Origin of the sequence: Streptomyces noursei, from assembly GCF_016917755.1 — a bacterium.
Taxonomy (GTDB): domain Bacteria; phylum Actinomycetota; class Actinomycetes; order Streptomycetales; family Streptomycetaceae; genus Streptomyces; species Streptomyces yunnanensis.
Map to the genome: position 1 here is coordinate 5,383,089 of NZ_CP070326.1, position 21,942 is coordinate 5,405,030.

The 21,942-nt window shown below is 72.5% G+C and carries 19 protein-coding genes and 1 tRNA gene; 9 read left to right on the forward strand and 11 right to left on the reverse strand.

Features of this window, described 5'->3' with window-relative positions; genetic code table 11:
- Positions 1-286: 286 nt before the first annotated feature.
- The 3 genes from JNO44_RS23845 to JNO44_RS23855 form a co-directional block, all read right to left on the reverse strand.
- Complete coding sequence (locus tag JNO44_RS23845) at positions 287-4,300, reverse strand: nSTAND1 domain-containing NTPase (protein WP_205366018.1); 4,014 nt, start codon at positions 4,298-4,300, stop codon at positions 287-289.
- 750 nt (positions 4,301-5,050) lie between these two features.
- Positions 5,051-5,124, reverse strand: a tRNA-Pro gene (locus tag JNO44_RS23850).
- 234 nt (positions 5,125-5,358) lie between these two features.
- On the reverse strand, positions 5,359-6,285 hold the full coding sequence (locus JNO44_RS23855; protein ID WP_205366019.1) for a metallophosphoesterase: 927 nt from the start codon (positions 6,283-6,285) through the stop codon (positions 5,359-5,361).
- 153 nt (positions 6,286-6,438) lie between these two features.
- On the opposite strand from JNO44_RS23855, the gene JNO44_RS23860 reads away from it, so the two are divergent.
- Positions 6,439-6,903: a GatB/YqeY domain-containing protein gene (locus JNO44_RS23860; RefSeq protein WP_205366020.1), complete on the forward strand. Its 465-nt coding sequence runs from the start codon at positions 6,439-6,441 to the stop codon at positions 6,901-6,903.
- Positions 6,904-7,014: 111 nt separating this feature from the next.
- Here JNO44_RS23860 and JNO44_RS23865 read toward each other — a convergent pair whose 3' ends face one another.
- Positions 7,015-9,213 (reverse strand): transglycosylase domain-containing protein, encoded by a 2,199-nt coding sequence (locus tag JNO44_RS23865; protein ID WP_205366021.1) that lies wholly within the window; start codon positions 9,211-9,213, stop codon positions 7,015-7,017.
- A 381-nt stretch (positions 9,214-9,594) separates the two neighbouring features.
- Between JNO44_RS23865 and JNO44_RS23870 the strand changes: the two genes are divergently transcribed.
- Positions 9,595-9,939, forward strand: a complete 345-nt coding sequence (locus tag JNO44_RS23870) for a WhiB family transcriptional regulator (RefSeq protein WP_039634300.1) — start codon at positions 9,595-9,597, stop codon at positions 9,937-9,939.
- A gap of 67 nt (positions 9,940-10,006) precedes the next feature.
- Here the strand turns inward: JNO44_RS23870 and bagB are convergent, their stop codons facing one another.
- On the reverse strand, positions 10,007-11,389 hold the full coding sequence (gene bagB / locus JNO44_RS23875; RefSeq protein ID WP_205366022.1) for an ATPase BagB: 1,383 nt from the start codon (positions 11,387-11,389) through the stop codon (positions 10,007-10,009).
- Positions 11,386-12,363, reverse strand: coding sequence for an ATPase BagA (bagA, locus tag JNO44_RS23880; protein WP_205366023.1), 978 nt, complete (start codon positions 12,361-12,363; stop codon positions 11,386-11,388). Before bagA ends, bagB begins: the two co-directional genes overlap by 4 nt.
- Positions 12,364-12,516: 153 nt before the next feature.
- Between bagA and JNO44_RS23885 the strand changes: the two genes are divergently transcribed.
- The 4 genes from JNO44_RS23885 (at position 12,517) to JNO44_RS23900 (ending at position 14,958) form a co-directional block, all read left to right on the forward strand.
- Positions 12,517-12,675 carry a Sp36 family protein gene (locus tag JNO44_RS23885; protein ID WP_003967454.1) on the forward strand — a complete coding sequence of 53 codons (159 nt, stop codon included), beginning with the start codon at positions 12,517-12,519 and terminating at the stop codon, positions 12,673-12,675.
- A complete protein-coding gene (locus JNO44_RS23890) occupies positions 12,672-13,136 on the forward strand; it encodes a RidA family protein (RefSeq protein ID WP_205366024.1) in 465 nt (154 codons plus the stop codon). Before JNO44_RS23885 ends, JNO44_RS23890 begins: the two co-directional genes overlap by 4 nt.
- Positions 13,137-13,225: 89 nt before the next feature.
- On the forward strand, positions 13,226-14,131 hold the full coding sequence (locus tag JNO44_RS23895) for an NUDIX hydrolase (RefSeq protein ID WP_205366025.1): 906 nt from the start codon (positions 13,226-13,228) through the stop codon (positions 14,129-14,131).
- Positions 14,128-14,958, forward strand: a complete 831-nt coding sequence (locus JNO44_RS23900; RefSeq protein WP_205366026.1) for an MBL fold metallo-hydrolase — start codon at positions 14,128-14,130, stop codon at positions 14,956-14,958. The genes JNO44_RS23895 and JNO44_RS23900 overlap by 4 nt, the downstream gene beginning before the upstream one ends.
- 82 nt (positions 14,959-15,040) lie before the next feature.
- Here JNO44_RS23900 and JNO44_RS23905 read toward each other — a convergent pair whose 3' ends face one another.
- The gene (locus JNO44_RS23905) at positions 15,041-15,796 is read right to left on the reverse strand and encodes a nucleotidyltransferase (protein WP_420882673.1); all 756 of its coding nucleotides are present in this window, start codon (positions 15,794-15,796) and stop codon (positions 15,041-15,043) included.
- 243 nt (positions 15,797-16,039) lie between these two features.
- Positions 16,040-16,714 (reverse strand): Crp/Fnr family transcriptional regulator, encoded by a 675-nt coding sequence (locus tag JNO44_RS23910; protein ID WP_003981529.1) that lies wholly within the window; start codon positions 16,712-16,714, stop codon positions 16,040-16,042.
- A 381-nt stretch (positions 16,715-17,095) separates the two neighbouring features.
- Between JNO44_RS23910 and nth the strand changes: the two genes are divergently transcribed.
- The 3 genes from nth (at position 17,096) to JNO44_RS23925 (ending at position 20,073) form a co-directional block, all read left to right on the forward strand.
- Positions 17,096-18,067, forward strand: a complete 972-nt coding sequence (gene nth / locus JNO44_RS23915; RefSeq protein WP_205366027.1) for an endonuclease III — start codon at positions 17,096-17,098, stop codon at positions 18,065-18,067.
- 67 nt (positions 18,068-18,134) lie between these two features.
- Positions 18,135-18,860 (forward strand): NUDIX hydrolase, encoded by a 726-nt coding sequence (locus JNO44_RS23920; RefSeq protein WP_205366028.1) that lies wholly within the window; start codon positions 18,135-18,137, stop codon positions 18,858-18,860.
- 13 nt (positions 18,861-18,873) lie between these two features.
- On the forward strand, positions 18,874-20,073 hold the full coding sequence (locus JNO44_RS23925) for a MarP family serine protease (RefSeq protein WP_205366029.1): 1,200 nt from the start codon (positions 18,874-18,876) through the stop codon (positions 20,071-20,073).
- Positions 20,074-20,151: 78 nt separating this feature from the next.
- Here the strand turns inward: JNO44_RS23925 and JNO44_RS43655 are convergent, their stop codons facing one another.
- The 3 genes from JNO44_RS43655 to JNO44_RS23935 form a co-directional block, all read right to left on the reverse strand.
- Positions 20,152-20,349, reverse strand: coding sequence for a hypothetical protein (locus JNO44_RS43655; protein WP_235093952.1), 198 nt, complete (start codon positions 20,347-20,349; stop codon positions 20,152-20,154).
- Positions 20,350-20,514: 165 nt separating this feature from the next.
- Positions 20,515-21,444: an alpha/beta fold hydrolase gene (locus tag JNO44_RS23930; protein ID WP_102926661.1), complete on the reverse strand. Its 930-nt coding sequence runs from the start codon at positions 21,442-21,444 to the stop codon at positions 20,515-20,517.
- Positions 21,441-21,899 (reverse strand): phage holin family protein, encoded by a 459-nt coding sequence (locus JNO44_RS23935; RefSeq protein WP_073444358.1) that lies wholly within the window; start codon positions 21,897-21,899, stop codon positions 21,441-21,443. The genes JNO44_RS23930 and JNO44_RS23935 overlap by 4 nt, the downstream gene beginning before the upstream one ends.
- Positions 21,900-21,942 lie beyond the last annotated feature (43 nt).

The following is a 21,942-nucleotide window of genomic DNA, read 5'->3' on the forward strand; positions in this document are numbered from 1 at the left end:
TTTGTCAGGACCATGCGCGGCCTTCGCACGCGGGCGGCGCGCGGCTTTTTTCGTGCCCGCACGGGACAACAAAACGCCCGATCGCTGGCGACGGGGGATGCACCAGCGATCGGGCTGTGCCCCAGCCTAGCAAGGCTGTCCCCGCGGCGGGAGTCAACTGCCGAATTCAAGTGCGGAGTTGTGACCGGTTTCACCCGGCGTCACCGCCTGAGGGGCCCCGGCGCCGGCCGGCGGCGCCCCGCCTGGCACTTCGCGCGGGCGCCGATCGCCGGGCCCCTCGCCCTCGTCACTCGCTGCACGGCGGCGCGTAGGAGAGCTGGGGCAGATACTCATGCCACTTCTCCGGCGTCAGCACGCCCCGCGTGGTCGAACAGATACGACGAACGGCCGTGTCGGTGTCCAGGTTCCACAGCCGGACGGTACCGGCGCCGCTCGCCACGCCGAGCATGCGGCTCTGGGGGCTGAACGCCAGGAAGTTGCCCGCCTTGGCGCGCGGGCTCGTCGACTGCCCGATGGCGCTGGCCCGGGACGGGTCCGCGACGTTCCAGAACCGGACCGTGTTGTCGCTGCCGCCGCTGGCCAGCGTCCGGCCGCTCTCGTTGAACGACAGCGACACCACCGCCTCGGTGTGGCCCGTGAGGGGAGAGCCCAACCGGGTCACCCGGCCGGGGTCGGCCAGGTTCCACAGTCGGACGGTGTCGTCGTCGCTGCCGCTGGCCAACGTGCGGCCGTCCGGGCTGAAGGCGAGCACCCCGACCGGGCCGAGGTGCCCCGTCAGGGGCTTGCCGATCGGCGTGGCGTGCCGCGGGTCGGCGGTGTTCCACAGCCGCATGGTGGCGTCCGCGCTGCCGCTGACGAGCGTGCGGCCGTCGGGTGCGAAGGCGAGGGCGTTGACGTAGCCCTGGTGGCCGGTGAGCGGCGTGCCGAGCGGGACGGCATGGGCGGGGTCGGTGACGTTCCACAGCTGGATGGTGCGGTCGTCCATGGCGGTCGCCAGCGTGCGGCCGTCCGGGCTGAACGCCATGGCCTGGGGGCCCGCGTAGCGCGTCCGCAGCATGACGGGCGGACCGTAGGAGACCGGCCGGGTCGGGTCGGTGACGTTCCACAGGTACACCTTCCGGTGCGCCGTGTGCATGGCGAGGACGCGGCCGTCGGGGGAGAACTTCAGGGCGCGGTCGGCGCCGTCCCGTGGCATGAAGGGGGCGCTGAGCGGTACCGGGCGGTCGGGGTTCGCGACGTTCCACAGCCGGACCCGGCCATCCCGGGCGGACGTGGCGAGCACCCGCCCGTCCGGGCGGAACGCGCCGAACCGGCCGACCATGTCCGTCGTCGGGATCGACCACAGCCGCGCCTTGCCGTCGCCGCTCCCCGTCGCGAGGGTGCGCCCGTCGGGGCTGAAGCCCACGGCGTACATCTCGCCGCTGCCGCCTGCAAGGGACTCGCCGACCTGCGAGGGGTACTCCGGGTCGCTGACGTTCCACAGCGTCGCCGTGCTGTCCGCGCTGCCCGCGGCGAGCATGTTGCCGTCGGGGCTGAACGCCACGGACCACAGGGGCCCGGTGTGGCCGGTCAGCGGCTCGCCGATCGGCTTCGCCTGCCGCGGGTCGGCCACGTCCCACAGACGGAGGGTGTTGTCCGCGCTGCCGCTGGCGAGGGTGTGGCCGTCGGGGCTGAACGCCACCGAGTGCACCGTGGCCGAGTGGCCGGCCAGCACCGTGCCGATCGGCTCCGGGTGTTGTCGATCGGCCATGTCCCACATCCGGATCGCGGCGTCGTCGCCGCCGGCCGCCAGCGTCCGCCCGTCGGGGCTGAACGCCACCGAGCGCACCGCGGCCGAGTGGCCGGTCAGGGCCCCCAGCGGCCTGGGCCGGCCCGGGTCGGCGACGTCCCACAGGCGCACGGTGTGGTCCTCGGTGGCGGACGCCAGCGTCTTCCCGTCCGGGCTGAAGGCGAGCAGGTAGATCGTGCCGTCATGGCCGGTCGACGGGGTGCCCAGCGCGCGCGGGTGGGCGGGGTCCCGCACGTCCCACATCCGGAACGTGCCGTCGTCCGACGCGCTGGCCAGGGTGTGCCCGTCCGGACTGAAGACGGCGGTGCTCACCCAGCTCGTGTGGCCGGTGAGGGGCGCGCCCAGGGGACGGGGGCGCGTCCGGTCCGACACGTCCCACAGCCGGACGGTCCGGTCGTAGCTGGCGGTGGCCAGGATCCGCCCGTTCGGGCTGAACGAGGTGAGGTAGACGGCGCCGGTGTGGCCCAGCACGGGCGTGGCCAGCGGGGCGTTCACGATCGAGATGAGCCGGTTGGTCGTGTCCTCGTCGCCGGGTCGCAGACGGTGCGCCACCAGGTCGAGCTGGGCCGACAGGGACGGATCGGCGTACTGGGCGCGGTCGGCCTCGGCGAGCACCTGCTGGAAGACGGTGTCGTCCCGCTGCTGCCACGCCACCACCGCGGAACCGACGGCCAGCATCGCCATGACCACCAGTGCCGCCACCGCGCCGCGGCTGAGCCAGACGATGCGCTTGCGCAGCCGGACCGAGGCGGCCAGGAACTCCACCGCGCTGCGGGTCAGCGAGGTGTCGCCGGCGGACTGCGCCCAGGTACGGGCCTGTTCCAGACGGGAACCCCGGTACAGCAGCGACGGGTCGCGGTCCGAGCCCTCCCAGGCCCGACCGTCCTCCTCCAGGCGCTGGCGCAGCAGGTTGCCGTTGCGGTCCTCGTCGATCCAGTCGCGCAGCCGCGGCCAGGCGTGCAGCAGCGCCTCGTGGGTGATCTCCACGGCGTCCGCGTCGAGCGTCACCAGGCGGGCGTGGACCAGCGCCTCCAGCGACTCCTCCGTCTTGCCGGGGTCCGTCGACTCCTCCGACAGCTGGCGCCGGGTCCCGCGCCGGCGGGTGGCCTGGGTGTCCTCGCCCAGCCGCACCAGCCGCAGGAGCAGCAGCCGCGCGGCGGTGCGCCCCGTCGGGTCGAGGCCGCTCCAGGCACGCTCGGCGGTCGCAGCCACCGCGCCCTGGATCCCGCCCGCCGCGCGGTAGCCGGCCAACGTCAGCCGTCCTGCCTTCCGGCGCTGCCAGGTGGCGAGCAGGGCGTGCGAGAGCAGCGGCAGCACCCCCGCGTCGTGCGCCCCGCCGGGGCCGTCGGCGCTGACCTCCCGGACGATCAGCTCGGCCAGGCCCGGTTCGATCTCCAGCCCCACCGCCTTGGCCGGGCCGGTCACCGCCTCGCGCAGCTCCGTCGTGGTCAGCGGCCCGAGCACCATGTGCCGGTGCTGCAGCGCGTCGGCCAGTTCGGTGTGGCCCAGGCACTGTTCGTAGAAGTCGGCGCGTATGCCGATGATGACGAGGACGGGTGGCGGAGTGTCCGAGGAATCGGGGGAGGGCGTGCACGCCGCGTGCAGGAGCTGGATGAAGGTGCGTCTGGCCGTCTCGTCGGAGCAGAGGGTGAACGCCTCCTCGAACTGGTCCACGATCACGACCGGACGGGCGGCGGCGGAGGCCCCCTCGCGGCGGGCCCACGCCGCGACGGCCTCTTGTACCGCGCGCGCGAACTGCGGGGTACCGGGCCGGCGCTCGGCCGATCCGTCCTCGGCGGCGAGGACGGCGGCGAGCTCGGGGATCTTGCCGGTCAGCTCCCCGAGCGGATCGCCGCCCGGTACGAGCTGCAGTACGACCCGCTCCCGGCCGTCCCCGTCGCCCGGCGCGCCGCTGCGCAGCGCGGGCACCAGACCGGCGCTCAACAAGGAGGACTTCCCCGCCCCCGAGGCGCCCACGAGCATGATCAGGCCGCCGGTGCCCTCCGCCGCGCAGAGCTGGGCGACGAGCGCCTCGGTGCTCCGCTCCCGGCCGAAGAACCACCGGGCGTCCTGCTGGCGATACGGGGCGAGCCCCCGGTACGGGCACACACCGGTGACGGTCGGGGCGTCGGCCGCGGGACGCTCCTCCGCCTGTGCGGCGGGCGCGGCGCGGTCGCCGACCGGGTCCGCGACCGCGCGCTCCCAGAGGCGCTGCCACTGCGCCAGGTCGTACAGACCGGCGGACACCGGTGTCGACCGCAGGCGCCGGGCCTGGGGGATGAGGATGTGCAGCACCGCCGCGAGGGCGGCGAACTGCGCCGGCACGTTCTTGGCCCGTCGCCAGTCGCTGATCCGCTGGACGGAGACCCGCACGGGCCGTCCTCGCTCGTCGACCCGCTGGAGTCGGACAACCCCCTCGGCCACCTTCTTGAGGGGCGGGTTGCCGGCCTCCTTGTACAGCAACGCGAGGCGTTCGGCGAAGGCTGTGCGTGCCCCTGAGTCGGAACTCAAGGTTCTACCCCTTACTTCCCCCGCACCTGGACATCCGGACCGGAAAACCAACCTTAACTGGCTGACCTGCGGTTAAGCCCTCGGCTCGATACCGGAACCTCCTCGGGGGAAGCCACAGCTGGCAGGATCACGACGCAACGGCACACCAACCGGTACTACCCGGACGCGGGACGGGTCACCAGATCCGCGGACGAGCAAGCGCATCCCTCCGCATTCTCCCGGCCACCGGCCGCCGGAGCCGCGGGCCGGTGGTGACGGGCCCGGCGCGCGAGCGCCGGTCGTCCGTGAAGCCGAGGTCTTCGCCGGACCACCGCGTCGACCACGGGTCCGGCTGTTCCCAGATCCGCGCCGGTACGGGGGGCGCGGATCGACGCCGCCCGCGCCATGCGGCACCGGTCCCCACGAGGGGAGGGACCGGCGCCGAATGGCGCGGGCGGCCGGACGCACTCAGTCGGAGCGCGCAGAGCGGACGTGCCGCGCCAGCCCGTTCCGTATTCGGTGCCGGCCCACTCATCGCGGAAGTCGCGGAAGAACCCCCGAACGAAACCGGCTTTAGGGGCAATTGCCCCACTGTTGGCGATGAGGGAGGGCAGCGGCCCGCCTCGCCGAACCCTGCCGTCCAGCAGCCATCCACCGCGCGGCGCCCTCGGTGCCAACTCCTGCGCGGACAACAGCGCCACGATGCACCGCAAATGCGGCAAGGGCCTGATCCTCAGTGAGGATCAGGCCCTTGACCTGGTGTTCCTTCAGTCGGGGTGGCGGGATTTGAACCCACGACCTCTTCGTCCCGAACGAAGCGCGCTGCCAAGCTGCGCTACACCCCGAAGCAACGAGCTCTACTTTAGCGGACTGATCCCCGTAGGTGAAATCCGGTTTCGGTCGGTGGTGGAAACCCGACTGACCTGCGGTTTTGTCGGGGTGGGTCGGAGGGGGCGAGGGGCGGGGGAGAGGAGGGGCGGGAGGTGAAAGGGGGTGAAGTGACCGAGGTCACGCCGAAATGACGCGGTCCCCGGCTCCTGGAGGGGAGTCGGGGACCGGGCCGGGCGGGCGGCGGGGCGTCAGCCGCGGGGCGTCAGCGTCAGCAGGGTGGCCTCCGGGGGGCAGGCGAAGCGGACCGGGGTGTAGCGGTTGGTGCCGCAGCCGGCGGAGACGTGGAGGTAGGAGGTGTGGCCGTCGGCGGTGTGGGTGGAGAGGCCCTTGACGCGCTGGGTGTCGATGTCGCAGTTGGTGACGAGGGCACCGTAGAAGGGGACGCACAGCTGGCCGCCGTGGGTGTGGCCGGCGAGGATCAGCGGATAGCGGTCGGCGGTGAAGGCGTCCAGGGCGCGCAGGTACGGGGCGTGGACGACGGCCAGCGAGAGGTCGGCGTCGGACTCCGGGCCGCCGGCGACCTCGGCGTAACGGTCGCGCTTGATGTGCGGGTCGTCGAGGCCGGTCAGCGCGATCTCGGCGCCTTCCAGCTTCAGGCGGCCGCGGGTGTTGGAGAGGTTGACCCAGCCCGCCGCGTCGAAGGCGTCGCGGAGGTCCTCCCACGGGTTGTGGACGGCGCCGACGACGGGGGCGTTGCCGTTCAGGCCGTGCCGGCCCTGGACCTTCTCGACGAGATAGCGGGCGGGGTTGCGCAGCCGGGGGCCGTAGTAGTCGTTGGAGCCGAAGACGTAGGCGCCGGGGAACTCCATCAGGGGGCCCAGGGCGTCCAGGGTCTCCGGGACGCCGTCGGGGTCGGAGAGGTTGTCGCCGGTGTTGACGACGAAGTCGGGGCGGAGCCCTGCGAGCGACTGGAGCCAGCGCTGTTTCTTGCGCTGCCCGCCGACCATGTGGATGTCGGAGACCTGCAGGACGCGCAACGGCCGCATGCCGTGGGGCAGTACGGGCACGGTGACGCGTCGCAGGCGGAAGGAGCGGACTTCGAAGCCGGCGGCGTAGGCCAGGCCGGCCGCGCCGACCGCGGCAAGGGACAGGGGAACTCCGTATCGCGCGCGCATGGGTCCATCGTCGCAGAGAGGACGGGGGACGGGGAGACGTGATCTTGGCGGGGGCGGTGGGGCGGGTGCGCCGTGCGGAGGCGGGCGGGTGTCGCGGGGCGCGCGCGGGAAAAGGCGCGGCGGTTGTCGGTGGGGCGGGGCATACTCGACGGCATGACCACGCTCAAGGACAAGCTCAGGGACGACCTCACCGCCGCGATCAAGGCGCGCGACGAGCTGCGTTCCTCCACCCTCCGTCTGACGCTGACCGCGATCAACAAGGAGGAGGTGGCGGGCAGCCAGGCGCGCGAGCTGTCCGACGGCGAGGTCGAGAAGGTCATCGCCCGGGAGGCCAAGAAGCGCCGCGAGGCCGCGGAGGCGTTCGACAAGGGCGGCCGGGCCGAGCAGGCCGAGCGCGAGCGGGCCGAGGGCGAGGTGCTCGCCGGGTATCTGCCCAAGCCGCTGACCGACGAGGAGCTGGAGGCGCTGGTCGCCGCGGCCGTGGCGGAGGCCGCCGGGGCCGGGGCCGAGGGTCCGCGGGCCATGGGCGCCGTGATGAAGATCGTCAACCCGCAGGTGGCGGGTCGGGCCGACGGCGGCCGGATCGCCGCCATGGTGAAGAAGCTGCTGGCCGGCTGAGGCCGGAGGCGACGACCGGCCCGCGCGGCCGGCCGTCGTGGAATGTGAGAAGGGGCGCCCTCGTCGTGAGGGCGCCCCTTCTCCGTGTTCGCCGTGCGGGTCAGGCCGCGTTCACCAGCCGCCGTTCCCGCCGCCGAGGATGTCCGGGAAGCCGGGGATGTGCCAGCCGCCGCCGGGCTTGTTGTCGCCGTCGCCGGGCTGGGGCTTCGGCTTCTGCTGGGGCTTGTCCTTGCCCTTGTTGCCGTCGTCGCCGTTGCCCTTGGGGTCGTCGAGCGGGACCGTCGGCAGGGCCGGGGCCGGGCGGCCGTCCAGCGCACCGGCCATCATGTCGCGCCAGATGGGGCCGGGGGTGTCGGCGCCGTAGACCTTGTCGTGCGCGACGCCGCCGATGGTGATGTCGTACATCTGGCGCTGGTGCCGCGGGTCGCCGACCCAGACCGCGCCGGCCGCGTTCGGGGTGTACCCGACGAACCAGGCGGCGTAGCGGCTGTCCGTGGTGCCGGTCTTGCCCGCGCTGTCGCGGCCCTTGAGGCCGGCCTGCTTGCCGGTGCCGTCCTCGACGACGCCCTTGAGGAGGGCGTTGACGGTGTCCGCGGTCTTCTTGGACATCGCGCCGTGGCAGCTGGTCCTGGGGACGTTCAGCGCCTTGCCCTGCGCGTCGGTGATCGACTCGATGGCGACGGGGGAGCAGTAGGTGCCCTCGTTGGCGAACGTGGCGTAGGCAGCGGCCATCGTCAGCGGGGACATCTCCTGGATGCCGAGCGCCATGGACGGCACCTGCTTCAGCGACTTGCCGTCGGCCGGTTGGATGCCCATCTTCTTGGCCATGGTGACCGCGGGGCAGACGCCCATGTCGCTGATCAGCTGCACGTAGTAGGTGTTGACCGACTTCGCGGTCGCCTCCTTCATGGCGTACGGGCCGACCTCTTTGGGGTCCTCGTTCTGGACGGTGTCGGTGCCGTTCCACTCGTTGGTGCAGGTCTGGACCGGCCGCGGGTAGGCCATCTTGAACGGCGAGGAGTACTGCTGGTACGGGCTGACGCCCTGCTCCAGCGCGGCCGCCGCGATGATCGGCTTGAAGGTCGAACCGGGCTGGTAGCCGGCCCCGCCGCCCATCTTGCGGTTGACCGAGAGGTTGATCTGGGTCTGGTTGGTGCCGAAGCCGTACGGGCGGGACTGGCCCATGCCGAGGATCTTGCCGGTGCCCGGCTCGACGACGGCGCCGGCCGCGGCGACCGGGTCGTCCTCGTAGACGTGCTTGCTCAGCGACGCCTGGATCGCCTTCTGGGACTGCCGGTCCAGGGTGGTGCGGATGGTCAGACCGCCCTGCATCCAGCGCTGTGAACGGATCTCACGGGTCGCGCCGAACGTCTTGTCGTTCAGCAGCACCTCGCGGACGTAGTCGCAGAAGAAGCCGGCGCCGTCGGTGGCGGTGATGCAACCGTTCTGCGGGCGGCTGATCTTGAGCTTGATCGGCCGGGCGGCGGCCGCGTCGGCCTCGGCCCGGGTGATGTTCTTCAGGTCGGCCATCCGCCGCAGGACGGTGTTGCGCCGCGCGGTCGCCGCCTGCGGGTGGTTGACCGGGTCGTACCGCGTCGGGGACTGGACGATGCCGGCGAGCAGCGCCGACTCCTCCAGGGTCAGGTCCTTGGCGTGCTTGCTGAAGTAGCGCTGGGCGGCGGACTCGACGCCGTACGCCTGCTCGCCGAAGAAGGTGATGTTGAGGTAGTTCTGGAGGATCTTGCGCTTGCCGAGCTTGTCCTCCAACTTGATCGCGTACTTCAGCTCCTTGACCTTGCGGCCGAGTGTCTGCTGGGTGGCCTGCGCGACCTTGTCCGGGTCGTCGCCGGCCTCCTCGATGAAGACGTTCTTCACGTACTGCTGGGTCAGGGTGGACGCGCCCTGGGAGACGCCGCCGGACTGGGCGTTCTTGTTGACCGCGCGCAGGATGCCCTTCACGTCGATGGCGCCGTGCGAGTAGAAGCGGGCGTCCTCGATGGCGACGATCGCCTGCTGGACGTACCGCGACATGTCCTTGAGGGGGACGACGGTGCGGTCGCGGGAGTAGACCGAGGCGATCTCGCCGCCGTCGGAGTCGAGGATGGTGGTGCGCTGACTGAGCGGCGGGGTCCTGAGGTTGGCCGGGATGTCGTCGAATCCCTCGACGGACGTCTTGGCCGCGAGGCCGAGCGCACCGGCCGCCGGGAGCGCGATCCCGGCGAGGACCGCTCCGGCGAGGACGCTGACCCCGAGGAACTTGGCGGCCTGCTGGGTTCTGGACCGACCCCCGCCCGCGCGCTTCTTAGCCATGAGGGCACCCTACGTTCTCATTCGCCGGACAGGGGCGCACCTGTTCGTTTAGCCTGTTCCCACCTGCCGCAGCGGAACGGTTTCGCCTCAGTTCGTCAACCCCTACTCCTCGGTTGGGCACTGTCCCACATGTCCGCTGTGTGCCAGAAATCCCTTGCCATCACAGTGAAGTGTCCCGCTTGGGAGGGAAGTGACGTATGTCGCACGGTCACTCCGTTGGGTGATCTGCCGCGTACGCATAGTCCGTTCGGGCCATTCAAGATTGGGCCCGAAGGGGGTGTTGCGCCCTGCCCGCCTTCCGTAACGTCCTCAACTGGCAACGGTGAATATGCCGTTTGCCGCCGTGGGGGAGCCTCGATTTGGGGAGAGGACGGCGCCAGCATGGGCTGGGTAACCGACTGGAGTGCACAGGCAGCCTGCCGCACTACCGATCCGGACGAACTATTCGTGCAAGGGGCGGCGCAGAACCGCGCCAAGGCGGTGTGCACCGGGTGCCCGGTGCGCACGGAGTGCCTGGCCGACGCCCTGGACAACCGGGTGGAGTTCGGCGTGTGGGGCGGTATGACGGAACGCGAGCGGAGGGCGCTGCTGCGCCGCCGCCCGACGGTCACGTCATGGCGTCGCCTGTTGGAAACCGCGCGTACGGAATACGAGCGCAGCACGGGCATGTTGCCGGTGGACTGCTCGGACGACGCCTTCGACGACGCGTACGCGGCGGTCGGATAGGCCCGTCGGCCGGGGAGGATCCGTCCGTCGCCGACCGGTTGTCGGCAGGCCGCAGGGCAGCCGACGGTCAGTCGTCGGTCGCGCCCGGGCGCAGCGTGAGGCGGTCGCCGATCGCGCGCAGGCCCGCGAGGTCGTGGACGTCGCCGGGCAGCGCGGCGACCTCCGCCACTGGCACCTCGGGGTGCAGTGCGGTGAAGCGGTCACGGGTGCGTCGTTCGCGCGCCAGGACCTGCATGCGTTCCGCGTGCAGCCGTAGGAGTCCGGCGGCGAGTTGCGCTGCCGGGGCCGATGGGGATGCCGCATGCTCCGCGGCGGCGGGGGAGGGGCCGCCGGGGGTACGTGATCCAGTCTTCCCGTCGGCGAGATCCACAATGCCGTCCGGACCAAGATTTTCCGCGAGCGGTGAACCGGCCTCGCCGGATGGTGAGTTGGGGTCGTCGTCCGGCCCCTGCGGGGCCTCCTCCGCGTCCTCCGGTGCGTGGTCGGCGAGGTCCTCCATCAGCGCCTCCGCGGCGGCCAGCGCGCGCTCCGCGCTGAGTTGGGCCGCACCGCTGCCGTGGACGCGGTTGAGCACCAGCCCGGCCAGCGGCATCTGCTCGGCCGCCAGCCGCTCGACGAAGTACGCCGCCTCGCGCAGCGCGTCCCGCTCCGGCGCGGCGACCACCAGGAACGCCGTGCCGGGCGCCTGGAGCAGGCGGTACGTGGCGTCCGCGCGGGTGCGGAAGCCGCCGAACATGGTGTCCATCGCGGCCACGAACGTCTGCACATCGCGCAGGAGTTGGCCGCCCATCAGCTTGCTGAGGGTGCCGGTCATCATCGACATGCCGACATTGAGGAACTTCATGCCGGCCCGACCGCCGACCTTCGCCGGCGCCATCAGGACGCGGATGAACTTGCCGTCCAGGAAGGACCCCAGGCGCTTGGGCGCGTCCAGGAAGTCCAGCGCGGAGCGGCTCGGCGGGGTGTCCACGACGATCAGGTCCCACGCGTCGCCGGCGCGGAGCTGGCCGAGCTTCTCCATCGCCATGTACTCCTGCGTGCCGGCGAAACCGGCAGACAGGGACTGGTAGAACGGGTTCTCCAGGATGGCGCGGGCCCGCTCGGCGTCCGCATGGCCCTCGACGATCTCGTCGAAGGTGCGCTTCATGTCCAGCATCATCGCGTGGAGTTCGCCGCCGGCGGCCTCGTCGACGCCCTTCACCCGGCGGGGGACGTTGTCGAGCTCGGAGATGCCCATCGACTGCGCCAGGCGGCGGGCCGGGTCGATGGTCAGCACCACGACCTTGCGGCCGCGCTCGGCGGCGCGCACGCCCAGTGCCGCGGCGGTGGTGGTCTTGCCGACGCCGCCCGAGCCGCAGCACACCACGATGCGGGTGCGCGGGTCGTCGATCAGGGCATCGACCTCCAGCCAGGGGGCCGAGGCGTCCAGCGTCGTGTCGTCCGAGGTCATATGGGCCCCTGTTTCCGCAGGTCTCTGGCCAGGCCGTAGAGCCCGGCGAGGTCCACTCCCTCGGGGAGCAGCCCCAGCTCGTAGGTGGGCAGGCCCAGGGCGGTCAGCTCGGCGTGCTGGGCGCGCTCCAGCTCGACCCGCTCGGCGTGCTCGCGCGCCTGCTCCAGCAGGGGGTCGATCAGACGCTCGGCGAGGCCGCCGCGGCGGGCGCCGCCCAGGCCGGCCTGGGAGAGCGCCTTGGCGATGCCGGCCCGGGCGCCGCGGGCGGCGACCTCCAGATCGCCGTTGTCCAGCAGCGCGGGGCGGGTCATGTTGATCACGATGCCGCCCACCGGGATGCCGGCCTCGCGCAGCTCGGCGATGCCGTCGGCGGTCTCCTGGACGGGCATCTCCTCCAGGAGCGTCACCAGGTGCACCGCGGTCTCGGGGGACTTCAGGACCCGCATCACGGCCTGGGCCTGATTGTGGATCGGGCCGATCTTGGCCAGGCCGGCGACCTCGTCGTTGACGTTCAGGAAGCGGGTGACGCGGCCGGTGGGCGGGGCGTCCATCACGACCGCGTCATAGACGAACGCGCCGCTCTTGTCCTTGCGGCGGACGGCCTCGCACGCCTTGCCGGTCAGCAGGACGTCCCGCAGGCCGGGGGCGATGGTGGTGGCGAAGTCGATGGCGCCGAGCTTCTTCAGGGCCCGGCCGGCGCTGCCGAGCTTGTAGAACATCTGGAGGTAGTCCAGCAGGGCGCGCTCGGCGTCGATGGCCAGGGCGTGCACCTCACCGCCCCCGGGGGCCACCGCGATCTTGCGCTCCTCGTAGGGAAGCGCTTCGGTCTCGAACAGCTGGGCAATGCCCTGCCGGCCCTCGACCTCGACCAGGAGGGTACGGCGCCCCTCGGTGGCCAGGGCGAGGGCGAGGGCAGCGGCGACCGTGGTCTTGCCGGTGCCGCCCTTGCCGCTGACGACATGGAGCCTGCTCACGGCAAGGAGCCTAACCAGTCCGCGTCCCGGGTACGCACGGGATACGCCTGGGAACCCCCGGAGATCCGCCCGCGCGCGGGCGGGGACGGGGTCGGGGATGCGCCCCAGGGGTCGCGGGCCGAGGGCGCCCGGCACAGGCATTACGCTCGGCCCATGACCAAGTGGGAATACGCGACCGTGCCGCTCCTCGTGCACGCGACGAAGCAGATTCTGGACACCTGGGGCGAGGACGGCTGGGAGCTGGTCCAGGTCGTGCCGGGCCCGAACAACCCCGAGCAGCTGGTGGCTTACCTGAAGCGGGAGAAGGCGTGAGCGCCGTAGAGGAGAAGATCGCGTCGCTCGGCCTGAAGCTGCCGGAGGTCGTGCCGCCGCTGGCCACCTACCAGCCCGCGGTGCGCTCCGGCTCGTACGTCTTCACCTCCGGCCAGCTGCCCATGGTGGACGGCGCGCTGCCGGTCACCGGCAAGGTCGGTGCCGAGGTCAGCCCCGAGCAGGCCAAGGAGCTCGCCGCGGTCTGCGCGCTGAACGCGCTGGCCGCCGTGAAGTCCGTCACCGGCGACCTCGACAAGATCGTCCGGGTCGTGAAGGTCGTCGGCTTCGTGGCCTCCGCGCCGGAGTTCACCGGCCAGCCGGGCGTCGTCAACGGCGCCAGCGAGCTGCTCGGCGAGATCCTGGGTGAGAAGGGCGTGCACGCCCGCTCCGCGGTGGGCGTGGCGGTGCTGCCCATCGACGCCCCGGTCGAGGTCGAGATCCAGGTCGAGATCGCCGACTGACGCGCACGAGCGGTGCGCTCGCGTCCGGATCGGGCCCTCTCCCCGGAGGGCCCCTCGAACATCCGCACGCGAGCGCATAGCATCCGGCCATGGCGTCGACGACGAACGGTCAGTGGTACCCGCCGGACTGGCCGGCCCGCATCCGGGCCCTGACGAACGGCGAACTGACGCCGCCCGCGCCGCGGCGGGCCGCGACGGTCCTGCTGCTGCGGGACACCGATCACGGCGGCCCCGCCGTCCACATGCTGCGCAGACGCGCCTCCATGGCCTTCGCCGGAGGCGCGTACGCCTATCCGGGCGGTTCCGTGGATCCCCGCGACGAGCGCCCCGTGGGGTGGGCGGGCCCCTCGCGCGCCGCATGGGCGGTGCGGCTGGGCGTCGACCCGTCCACCGCGCAGGCCATCGTCTGCGCCGCGGTGCGCGAGACCTTCGAGGAGGCCGGGGTGCTGCTCGCCGGCGACTCGGCCAGCACGGTCGTCGCGGACACCACCGGCGAGGACTGGGAGGCCGACCGCGCGGCGCTGGTCGCCCATGAGCTGTCCTTCGCCGACTTCCTGGCCCGCCGCGGCCTGGTGCTGCGCTCCGACCTGCTGGCCGCCTGGGCGCGCTGGATCACCCCGGAGTTCGAACCGCGCCGCTACGACACGTTCTTCTTCGTCGCCGCGCTCCCGGAGGGCCAGCGCGCCCTCAACGTCTCAACGGAGGCGGACCGCACGGTGTGGATCCGCCCGGAGGAGGCCGCGGCCGGCTACGACCGCGGCGAGCTGCTGATGATGCCGCCGACGATCTCCACGCTGCGCTCCCTCCAGCCGTACGCCGGCGTCACCGAGGCGCTGGCCGGGGCCGGGGCGCAGGACCTGACGCCGGTGCTGGCCCGCGCCCGCCTGGTGGCCGGCGAGATCGTGCTCAGCTGGCCCGGCCACGACGAGTTCACCAAGCACATCGCGACGACGGACGACGGCCCTGCCGACGCCCCGGGAGGTCCTTCCGCATGACTGAAGCAGCCGCCCTCCCCGGCCAGCCCCGCGGCGGTGCCATCTCGGGGCGGGCCACCGCGCGCGCCCACTGCGTGCTGGCCCCGAACCCGTCCCCGATGACGCTGGACGGCACCAATACCTGGATCGTCGCCGAGCCGGACTCCGACCTGGCCGTCGTCATCGACCCCGGACCGCTGGACGACGCCCACCTCAGGGCCGTCGTCGAGACCGCGGAGCGGGCCGGGCACCGGGTCGCGCTGACCCTGCTCACCCACGGGCACCCGGACCACGCCGACGGGGCGGCCCGGTTCGCCGAGCTGACCGGCACCCCCGTACGTGCGCTGGACCCGGCGCTGCGCCTGGGGGACGAGGGACTCGGCGCGGGCGACGTCATCACCACCGGGGGACTGGAGCTGCGGGTGGTGCCCACCCCGGGGCACACCGCGGACTCGCTCTCCTTCCATCTGCCCGCCGACGGGGCGGTCCTGACGGGCGACACGATCCTGGGGCGCGGCACCACCGTGGTCGCGCACCCCGACGGCCGGCTGGGCGACTACCTGGACTCGCTGCGCCGGTTGCGCTCGCTCACCGTGGACGACGGGGTCTCGACGGTCCTCCCGGGCCACGGGCCGGTGCTGAACGACGCCCAGGGGGCGGTCGAGTTCTACCTGGCGCACCGGGCGCACCGGCTCGCCCAGGTGGAGACCGCGGTGGAGGCCGGCCACCGTACCCCCGCCGAGGTCGTGGCGAGCGTGTACGCGGACGTCGACCGCTCGCTGTGGCCGGCCGCCGAACTGTCGGTGCGGGCGCAGCTGGACTACCTGGGCGAGCACGGCCTGATCTAGGGGGCTGTCCACGGCCGGTCCAGGGGCTGTCCACGGCCTTCGGGCGGGCCCGGTGTGTGCGGGCCGGGGTCCTGCCGGCGTGTCAGGGCCCCTGTGGGGGGAGCGCCTTTGCCCCGTGGACGGCCAGGTATTCGTCGGCCAGCCAGGGGGCGAGCCCGCTCAGCAGCTCGTCGAGCAGCTCGGGGCGCGCGGCCGGGTTCCGGGCGGCGCGCGCTGCGGCGTGCATCTGCTCGGCGTGCGCCGGGTAGTAGCGCCCGAACACCTCGGCGGACTCGACGAGATCACTGGTCCAGCCGCCCCAGCGGGGCATGACCAGGGTGAATCCGGTGCGGACGAGATTGCGCGCGACCCCTCTGGTCAGCCGGGCGCGCTCCTCGGGGGCGGCCGCCGCGGCGGCTCGCTCGCGCAGGCCGGGCAGCCGGCGGTGGAGGTCGCCGTTGGTCTCCCGGGCGAGGAGCGAGGTGGGCCGGTAACGGGGCAGCGACGCGGTCACGTCGGGCCCGCTGAGTGGCGTGCACAGACAGGCCACGAACCATGCCCCGTCGTACCGCTCCTCCGCGCCGAGCAGCCGGTCCACGGCCATCAGCAGGATCCCGGCGCCGTCGATCTGCGGGAAGGCGGCGTCCAGCTCGGCTTCGACGGCCCGGGCGGCGGCCCGATCGGCGTCGGTGGGGGCGGTCCGCAGGACGAGCAGCGCGTCGAGGTCGGACACCCCGGGGACGGCGGTGCCGCGCGGGATGCTGCCGTAGAGGTAGGCGCTGAGCAGCCTGTCGGGCGCGAAGCGGTCGGCCAGGCGGGCGCTCAGCCCCGCCACGACGGGCGCGAACGGCGCGGCCACCCTCCCCCAAGCTCTTAAGGAGCAGGGGGGACCCCCATCAGGGACCCTTCCCGTACGAAGCAGCCGTCCTCGTCGAGGCCCTTGCCATGGCTCCCGGATCCACCGTCGGTCGTCATGGCGCTCACTATGGAGCGGCGGAGCGGCGGGCGGCGAGCCAATTACGGGCGGCTGCCCGCCGCGGCCCGGGCACGGCGAAGGCCCCGCCGGAGCGGGGCCTTCGGTGCGGTCGCGTGGCCGCGGGCGTCAGCGCGAGCGCTTGGCCAGCCGCTCGACGTCCAGCAGGATCACCGCGCGCGCCTCCAGGCGCAGCCAGCCGCGTCCCGCGAAGTCCGCGAGCGCCTTGTTGACGGTCTCCCGGGAGGCGCCGACCAGCTGGGCGAGCTCCTCCTGGGTGAGGTCGTGCACGACGTGGATGCCTTCCTCGGACTGCACGCCGAAGCGGCGCGACAGGTCCAGGAGGGCGCGCGCCACACGGCCCGGCACGTCCGAGAAGACCAGGTCGGACATCTGGTCGTTGGTCTTGCGCAGCCGGCGGGCGACCGCACGCAGCAGGGCGGTGGCCACTTCGGGGCGGGCGTTCAGCCAGGGCTGGAGGTCGCCGTGACCCAGGCCGAGCAGCTTGACCTCGGTGAGCGCGGTGGCCGTGGCCGTGCGCGGTCCGGGGTCGAAGAGGGACAGTTCGCCGATGAGCTCGCCGGGACCGAGGACGGCCAGCATGTTCTCGCGGCCGTCGGGGGAGGTGCGGTGGAGCTTCACCTTGCCTTCGGTGACCACGTACAGGCGGTCGCCCGGGTCCCCTTCGTGGAACAGGGCGTCGCCGCGGGCGAGCGTGACCTCTCCCATCGAGGCGCGAAGCTCGGCCGCCTGCTCGTCGTCGAGCGCCGCGAAGAGCGGGGCGCGCCGCAGAACGTCGTCCACGAGTTCTCTCCTTGTCGACATGCTCCGGAGGACTGTGGTCCCCATCATGCCGGAATGCAAAACAGTGCGATCAATCACAAGTTTGCCGGACCCGTGGTCCGAGCCATACGGCAGGGGGCCGATTGGGGTCACGAATCTCGGTGATCGGGTCGGATGTCAGTGGGGGGCCTTAGTCTGGCCGAGTGTCCAATACGCCGGTGAGAGCAGAGGACTGGGGGCCGAGAGAGTGAGCGCGCGGCGCGATTCCGCTGTGGGCGAACAGCTGCCCACAGGCGCCTCGAATACCGACAAAAGTAACAAATCGTCCCCCGGGGTGACGACCGGGCGGAGGCCGACGGCGCCCGCCACCGGCGCGTCGCACCCGAGGCGAAGGAGGCGGCCGTGACGGAGACCCCCGCGAAGCCGGCGGCGAAGAAGACCGCGAAGAAGACCGCGACCAAGACGACCACCGCGACCAAGACGACCACCGCGGCCAAGAAGGCACCCGCCAAGAAGACCGCGGCCGCGACGCCGGCGGCGGCGAAGAAGACGGCCGCCAAGAAGGCCCCCGCGAAGGCCCCCGCCAAGAAGGCGGCCCCCGCCCGCAAGCCCGAGTCCCGGGTCGCGATGGTGCGCCGCGCCCGGCGGATCAACCGCGAGCTGGCCGAGCTGTATCCCTACGCCCACCCCGAGCTGGACTTCGGCAACCCCTTCGAGCTGCTGGTCGCCACGGTCCTGTCCGCCCAGACCACCGACCTGCGGGTCAACCAGACCACCCCCCGGCTCTTCGCCGTCTGCCCCACGCCCGAGGACATGGCCGCGATCCCCCCGGAGCAGCTGGAGGAGCTGATTCGCCCCACCGGCTTCTTCCGCGCCAAGGCGAAGTCGCTGATCGGCCTCTCCACGGCGCTGCGCGACCGCTTCGGCGGCGAGGTGCCGGGCCGTCTGGAGGACCTCGTCACGCTCCCCGGCGTCGGCCGCAAGACCGCCAATGTCGTGTTGGGCAACGCCTTCGGCGTCCCCGGCATCACCGTGGACACGCACTTCGGCCGGCTGGCGCGCCGCTTCGGCTGGACGACCGCGCAGGACGCCGAGAAGGTCGAGGCCGACGTCGCCGAGATCTTCCCCAAGAGCGAGTGGACGATGCTCTCGCACCGCGTGGTCTTCCACGGCCGCCGCGTCTGCCACTCCCGCAAGCCCGCCTGCGGGGCCTGTCCCATCGCCCCGCTGTGCCCCTCGTACGGCGAGGGCGAGACCGACCCGGAGAAGGCGAAGAAGCTGCTCAAGTACGAGCTGGGCGGCCAGCCCGGGCAGCGGCTGAAGCCGCCGTCCGACTACCCCGGACAGCCCGCGCTCCCGCTGGCGGCCTCGTAGGGCGGCGACGGCGAGCACGACTCCACTGGCGGACCGACCATCGACGTTAAGCCTCAAGGGGGCGCGGATGACGAGTGCACGGGAGCAGTACGGCGAGACGACGGATGCCCGTCCGGCGGCGGCCGGGCGGGAGGTCGCGGTGACGACCGAGGGACTGCCCGAGTGGCTGGCCCCGGTGGCACGCGCGGCCGCCACGGTGGAGCCGCGCCAGCTCAGCCGGTTCCTGCCGCCCGAGGACGGCGGCCGGCAGTCCGCCGTGCTGATCCTCTTCGGGCACGGTGCCCGTGGGCCCGAGCTGCTCCTGATGGAGCGCGCCGGCACCCTGCGCTCGCACGCCGGGCAGCCCTCCTTCCCCGGCGGGTCGCTCGATCCGCAGGACGGTGATCCGGACGGGCCGGGTCCGGTCCGCGCGGCGCTGCGCGAGGCCCAGGAGGAGACCGGGCTGGACCCGGCCGGCGTCCAGGTCTTCGGGGTGCTGCCGCGGCTCTACATCCCCGTCAGCGGTTTCGTCGTGACGCCCGTGCTGGGGTGGTGGCGGCAGCCGAGCCCGGTGGGCGTGGTGGACCGCGGCGAGACCGCCCGGGTCTTCACGGTTCCCGTGGCGGATCTCACGGACCCGGCACATCGGGTCACCACCCGTCACCCCAGCGGCCACGTCGGCCCCGCCTTCCTCGTCGAGGACGCGCTGGTCTGGGGTTTCACCGCCGGGGTGATCGACCGGATCCTGCACTACGCGGGGTGGGAGATCCCATGGGACCGCGAGAAGCAGGTCCCGCTCGACTGGCGCTCGTGAGACGGTGTCCGGCGTGAACGTCCTGGACATCCTGCTGTTGGTCGCGGCCGTGTGGTTCGCGATCGTCGGTTACCGGCAAGGCTTCCTCGTCGGCATCCTGTCCGTGATCGGCTTCCTCGGGGGAGGTCTGATCGCGGTCTATGTGCTGCCGGTGATCTGGAACGGGGTCACCGACGATGCCAAACCGGGCACCTTCGCGGTGATCGCGGCGGTCGCCATCGTGATCGTCTGCGCCTCGGTGGGCCAGGCGCTCACCACCCACCTCGGCAACAAGCTCCGCCGCCACATCACCTGGACACCGGCGCGCGCGCTGGACGCGACCGGCGGGGCGCTGGTCAACGTCATGGCGATGCTGCTGGTGGCCTGGCTGATCGGCTCCGCGCTGGCGGGCACGTCCCTGCCGACGCTCAGCAAGGAGGTCCGCAACTCCAAGGTGCTGCTCGGGGTCTCCCGGGTCATGCCGCCGCAGGCCAGCACCTGGTTCGCCGACTTCTCCTCGGCGCTGGCGCAGAACGGCTTCCCGCAGGTCTTCACGCCGTTCTCCAACGAGCCGATCCGGCCGGTGCGCCCGCCGGACCCGGCGCTGGCCAACAGCCCCGTGGCGGCCGACGCCCGGCACAGCATCGTCAAGATCGTCGGCCGGGCGCCCAGCTGCGGCAAGATCCTCGAAGGCACCGGCTTCGTCTTCGCGCCGCACCGGGTGATGACCAACGCGCACGTCGTCGGCGGCGTCAGCGACCCCACCGTCCAGGTGGGCGGCGAGGGCCTCCCGGTGAACGCCAAGGTCGTGCTCTACGACTGGGAGCGCGACATCGCCGTCCTGGACGTCCCGCAGCTCCGTGCCCCGGCGCTGAAGTTCGCCGCCAAGGACGCCAGCAGCGGCAAGAGCGCCATCGTCGCCGGCTTCCCGGAGAACGGCGGCTACGACGTCCGCCCGGCCCGGATCCGCGGCCGCATCCAGGCCGACGGCGCGGACATCTACCACCGCGGCACCGTCGGTCGCGACGTCTACTCGCTCTACGCCACCGTCCGGGAGGGCAACTCCGGCGGCCCGCTGCTCACCCCTCAGGGCGAGGTCTACGGAGTGGTCTTCGCCAAGTCGCGGGACGACGCCCGGACCGGCTACGCGCTGACCGCCGACGAGGTCCGGCAGGACGCCGTCCGGGGCCGGGTCGCGAGCCGGCAGGTCGACACCCAGGGGTGCGCGATCTGAGGCCGGGTGCTGGGCCGTGCACCGCTCGCTTGCGGACGGGACACGGCCCGGCGGTCGCGCCGGGCAGGCGCGCCGGGGTCAGCTTCGGGAATGGCGCAGGCGTGCGCTCATCCAGCGCGCTCTGCGGCGCAGGATGCGGGGGATTCCCATGGGGTGCGCCGGATCCGGGGACCCGCCGGATCCGAGATCCGGGGTACCCCTGTCCTGCGTGCCCACTGCAGCGGCACTGCTGCGGCGGTTGCGTGCCACGTCACGGTAGTCGTGCGTCCAGCCCATACCCTCGACTGTGCCCGGGGCCCAAGGTCCGTAACCGCCCGGGAGAGAGCCAATTGGCCTATGCGTCAGGCAATTGGCTGTTCGTCAGACGAACGTTCGTATGACGCGGCGGGGTGGACCGGTCCCGGGGCGGGCGGTGGGTGCCGGACGCGGATGCGCGGGCCGTCAGCGGTCCGGTTCCGGGTCCTTGAGCCAGTTGATCAGTTCGGCGGAGAAGGCGGCCGGGTCCTCCTCGTGCGGCCAGTGCCCCAGGCCGTCGAAGAGCCGCCAGCGGTAGGGGGCCTCGACGTACTCGCCGGAGCCGGCGGCGCTGCGGGTGCGCATCACCGGGTCCAGGGAGCCGTGCAGATGCAGGGTGGGGACCCGGACGGGCAGCTTCATCCGGCGGTTGAACAGGATGCCGTCGGGACGGGCCATCGAGCGCACCATCCAGCGGTACGGCTCGATCGAGCAGTGCGCCGTGGACGGGATGCCCATCGCCCGTTGGTAGACCTCGACGGTCTCGTCCTCGGGGAGCCCGGGCCCGGACCAGTCGCGGAGCATCCGGCCCACCAGCGCCGCGTCGTCCGCGGTCAGCCGGCGCTCGGGCAGCCAGGGCCGCTGGAAGCTCCAGATGTGGGAGCTGCGGCGGACGTCGGCGAGCATCGCGGCCCGCCAGCGCCGCGGGTGCGGCATCGAGGACACCGCGAGCCGGCGGACCAGCTTGGGTCGCATCACCGCGGCCGTCCAGGCGAGGTAGCCGCCCAGATCGTGCCCGACCAGCGCGGCGTCCGGTTCACCCAGGGAGCGGATGACGCCGGTGATGTCGAGGGCGAGGTTCGCCGGGTCGTAGCCGCGCGGGGTGCGGTCGCTGCCGCCGACGCCCCGCAGGTCCATGGCGACCGCGCGGAAGCCCGCGTCGGCCAGCGCGGGCAGCTGGTGCCGCCAGGTCCACCAGAACTGCGGGAAGCCGTGCAGCAGCAGCACGAGGGGGCCGTCGCCCAGCTCGGCGATGTGGAAGCGCGCACCGTTGGCCGCGACGTCCCGGTGCGTCACCTCTTGCCCGCCCGGGAGGGCGAGCCGCACGACCGAGGCGGTGCTGTCAGGGGCTGTCATACCGACGAGCGTGTCACAGACTCCAGGACCGGGTGGTCCGCTTCCGACACCCGCGGGTGCGGCCTGGCCTTCTGCAGCACGGCCGCGGTCTCCTTGGCGGAGGCGATCGACTTCTCCGGCTTGCTGATCTTCTTGATCTTGGCCATCGCGATCAGGATCAGCAGCGCGGCGATCACCAGGAAGGCGCCGCCGACGATCAGGAAGGACCAGGCGAGCCCGAGGCCGAGGTTGTGGATGCCGTAGGCCGCCGCGAAACTCAGCACCGGCAGCGCGAACAGCGCCAGGGCGCCCGCCACGATGAACGCGGCACCGCCGATGCCCGCCCGCTTGGCGTCCTCCCGCAGTTCCGCCTTGGCCAGTGCGATCTCGTCGTGCACCAGCGCGGACATCTCGGCGGTCGCCGTGGCCACCAGCTGCCCGAGGCTGCGGTCCGCACCGTCGTCGGCTGCGCTCATCGCCGTCTCCCTCTTCTCTTCACCTGGATGCAAAGCCTCTCAG

What these genes read in the sequence shown, in the direction of transcription:
- JNO44_RS23900 (WP_205366026.1), top strand. Translation starts at nt 14,128, where the DNA reads ATGACTGAAGCAGCCGCCCTCCCCGGCCAGCCCCGCGGCGGTGCCATC.
- JNO44_RS23855 (WP_205366019.1), bottom strand. Translation starts at nt 6,285, where the DNA reads ATGCGCGCGCGATACGGAGTTCCCCTGTCCCTTGCCGCGGTCGGCGCG.
- JNO44_RS23935 (WP_073444358.1), bottom strand. Translation starts at nt 21,899, where the DNA reads ATGAGCGCAGCCGACGACGGTGCGGACCGCAGCCTCGGGCAGCTGGTG.
- JNO44_RS23895 (WP_205366025.1), top strand. Translation starts at nt 13,226, where the DNA reads ATGGCGTCGACGACGAACGGTCAGTGGTACCCGCCGGACTGGCCGGCC.
- JNO44_RS43655 (WP_235093952.1), bottom strand. Translation starts at nt 20,349, where the DNA reads ATGGGCTGGACGCACGACTACCGTGACGTGGCACGCAACCGCCGCAGC.
- bagB (WP_205366022.1), bottom strand. Translation starts at nt 11,389, where the DNA reads ATGACCTCGGACGACACGACGCTGGACGCCTCGGCCCCCTGGCTGGAG.
- JNO44_RS23885 (WP_003967454.1), top strand. Translation starts at nt 12,517, where the DNA reads ATGACCAAGTGGGAATACGCGACCGTGCCGCTCCTCGTGCACGCGACG.
- JNO44_RS23870 (WP_039634300.1), top strand. Translation starts at nt 9,595, where the DNA reads ATGGGCTGGGTAACCGACTGGAGTGCACAGGCAGCCTGCCGCACTACC.
- JNO44_RS23865 (WP_205366021.1), bottom strand. Translation starts at nt 9,213, where the DNA reads ATGGCTAAGAAGCGCGCGGGCGGGGGTCGGTCCAGAACCCAGCAGGCC.
- JNO44_RS23860 (WP_205366020.1), top strand. Translation starts at nt 6,439, where the DNA reads ATGACCACGCTCAAGGACAAGCTCAGGGACGACCTCACCGCCGCGATC.
- JNO44_RS23930 (WP_102926661.1), bottom strand. Translation starts at nt 21,444, where the DNA reads ATGACAGCCCCTGACAGCACCGCCTCGGTCGTGCGGCTCGCCCTCCCG.
- JNO44_RS23920 (WP_205366028.1), top strand. Translation starts at nt 18,135, where the DNA reads ATGACGAGTGCACGGGAGCAGTACGGCGAGACGACGGATGCCCGTCCG.